Source organism: Zongyangia sp. (assembly GCF_965361945.1).
In genome coordinates this window covers 1-3,348 of the sequence record NZ_CBDTOK010000013.1, presented here as the reverse complement: position 1 = coordinate 3,348, position 3,348 = coordinate 1, and the positions used below count along the sequence as shown (strand labels likewise).

Annotated in this window: 1 protein-coding gene; it reads left to right on the top strand. The window is 51.3% G+C overall.

The genetic code is table 11. The features are described 5' to 3' along the window. Positions 1 to 3,348: GH32 C-terminal domain-containing protein (locus ACZ25G_RS00825; RefSeq protein ID WP_463681202.1), on the top strand; the 3,348-nt coding region annotated here is incomplete at both ends.

Here is a 3,348-nt window from a genome sequence, read left to right as displayed (position 1 = left end):
GGTATTCCCTACAAGCCCGGTTATTTGGGACTGCTGAGCTGGCAGGCCAAAGCCCAGTTTAAAAACTTAAAGGCAACTGCCAATATTGATGTACCTGAAGTAGAAGACAACTTCAACACCAACCTGGGCGACCTTGATTATCTCAGCGGATCTTGGGTGAAGACAGAAGGTGGTTTGGTCGCCACCGGCAGCGGTGACAATTTTGCGATGAGCAAAATCCAGTCCGAAAACTTCATCTTTGAGGCTACCATCACCGATAATAACCCCGATCTGTGGGAACATGCGGCCTCCTTGGTTTTTCGTGTTCAGGATCCCGAGAAGCCAGCGGATGGTTCCTATGTCTTTAATATCTGGCAGAATGTAGGTTCCCGTCTGTTCCGCTTCCCAGGCGGTACGGATATCACTGCACGGTATCCCATGGGAGATCCAGCCCCCACCACCTGCCATATTAAGGTGGTTGCCATCGGCAACAAGATCAACTGCTATATCGACGATGTTCTTGTACACGCGGGAACCGATGATGAATACAGCGGCGGATATTTGGGCCTTCTTAACTATAGTGGAAACTTCACCTTCCAGGATGTTTACTATACTCCTATTGAAGATGATACAACTCCCGCGCTGACAGGATTGGAAATCGACGGAGAAGACCTCGTTCTTTCCCCCAAGTTTGACCCCAATGTTGTCAACTACAATCTTTATACCGGTAGAAATAACGAGACCATCACCGTCACCCCCACCGCTGAGGAGGGTACAAGCCTGACCATCAGCGCTGTTGGCCCGGATGGCGTTGTGTTGGAAGAGAAAGCCATTGCCAGCGGGGAAGGGCAAGAAATTTCCCTGCCGGTAGGGGACACCACCATCACCATCATGGCCACCAAGGGCGATGTTTCTATGGGTACTGTCATCACAGCCAATAGAAAATCGGATGGCGCTTACATGGCGGCCGAGCCCTATCGTCCCCAGTTCCATTATACAGCTGAAAACGGCTGTCTGGATGACCCCAACGGATTGGTTTACGATCCCAGCAACGGAACCTGGCATATGTACTACCAGTTTAACCTGGTTTATCCCGGCTTTTATAACTGGGGACATGCCCAGTCCACCGACCTCGTCCACTGGCAAGAGATGCCCATTGCCATCGCGCCTGATGAACTGGGTACCATTTTCTCCGGTTCCGCGGTAGTAGATGACAAAAATACCTCCGGTTTCTTTACCGATAACAAGTCGGGTGAGTCCAAGCTGGTAGCATTTTATACCTACCATGGCGGTCCCCGTGGTCAGGTGATTGCCATTGCCTACTCCAAGGACCACGGAGTAACCTGGACTAAATATGACGGCAACCCTGTTATCGACGAAACTCATAGAATATATGGCCCTGACTTCCGCGACCCGAAGGTTTGGTGGCAGGAAGATCCCGAGGAGCCTGCCGGTGGCATCTGGCTCATGGTCGTAGCCGGCGGCCGTGGAAGACTCTTCTCTTCCCATGACCTGAAGACATGGAAAGATGAGCAGGCCTTTGTACACGACGCGGGCAGCGGAAAAGATGTATGGTCTGAGTGCCCCACCATGTTCCCGCTGACTGTAGAAGGCACCGATGAAGAAAAATGGGTCTATGTAGGCGCCAGCGACGTATTTGCTGTAGGCGACCTGAAGAAGACAGAGGATGGCTGGCGTTTTGTCAATGTCACCGACTTTATCCAGACTGGATGCGGTGGAATATCCAAAATGTATGCAGGTCAGCACTTCTACAATGATGGCGCTGGAAAAGACCGGAAGATCATGGTCCACTGGATTCAGGAATGGAATCCCTTCGGCAACTATGGTCCTGACGGCAAACGTTGGAACGCTATTCAGTCTATCCCGCGTGAAACCGGGCTGAAGATCATCGACGATCAGTATCACCTGACCGCTTACCCGGTAGAGGAAATCGACGCCAATCGCGGTGACGTTATCTTCTCCACCGAAAATACGGTAGTGGATGAAAATACCCCGAATATCCTGGCGGATACAACCGGCCAGTACTATGATGTAGAGGCCACCTTCACTCCGGGCACCGCCAAAGAGTTTGGCTTCAAACTCCGCACCGGCAACGGCCAGGAGACAGTTGTTAAATACAACACAGAAACTGATAAGCTGCTTCTGGACTTCTCTCAATCTGGACCAGCTGCCAGATCGAATCTGGAATGGACCCTCCATCCCATGGAAAACGGCAAAGTCCAGCTGCGTATCCTGGTGGATACTTCGGTCATTGAGGTATTCGGTAACTATGGTGACGCAGATATAGCCGACGCATACTATCCTGATCCTGACAGCATCGGCATGGAGTTCTTCACCGTAGGCGGCGATGTTGCCATCGATGAGATGAACATCTGGCAGATGAAATCCATGTACACAGAAGATGGTGAGAGCGGCACCGAGCCCATGTTCCTGTCTCTGAAGGCACCTGAGATTGCAGAGCCTGGTGAGGAATTTACCGTTCAGTCCACCATTCTGCCCCTTTCCGCTACCGATAAGTCCGTCACTTGGGAAATCCCCGAGGGCCTGACCGTCGTAGAGGAAGCTGACACCTATGTGGTTCTGAAATCCGACACCGAGGGCGATTACACCATCAAAGCCACCAGCAATACTGGCGCTCTTGAGGAAGAAATCACCGTCAAGGTCGCAAAGAAAGTTTTCAACACCAACCTTACTAATCTCAAACTGGCGAATGGCGTAGGCAGCTGGGTGAAGGGCCCCGAAGGCATGGAGGCTAGAAACAGAAACGTTGGCGACAGCTACTATCTGTCCGAAAATATCCTCCCCAATGTTCCGTTTACCTACGAAGCCGACGTCAAAAATACAAGCGGCCAATATGCTTCCCTGGTCTTTGGTATCCAGGATATTAACAATCCTGCCGCAACCTGGTATTGCTTCAACCTCTCCAAAGCCTTAGGCCACGGCAGAATCTTCAAGAACGTTAACGGCCAAGGCGAAGTCATCACCCAGCCGTATCAGCTGACAGAGGAGCAGAGAAATCAGGAAAGCTTCCATATGAAAGTCGTCTATGACGATTTGGATAATGATGGCACATTTGAGTTTGTTGCTTACCTGGATGACGTGGAAGTGGCAAGGATGCAGGATCCCGATTACAATGGCGGTTATATAGGCTTGCTGACCTATCGTGCCAACGCCACCTTTAACAATGTCTATCTGACCCTGGAAGACGAGATCGTAGCAGTTTCTCCCATGGATGACATCAATGTCCAGCTGGGCTCTGACGTCACCATCGAGGACATCGAAGCTACCCTGCCCGCACAGGTTACAGTAGAAATGGAATCCGGCGCCAAAGTTCTGGCCAATGTCACC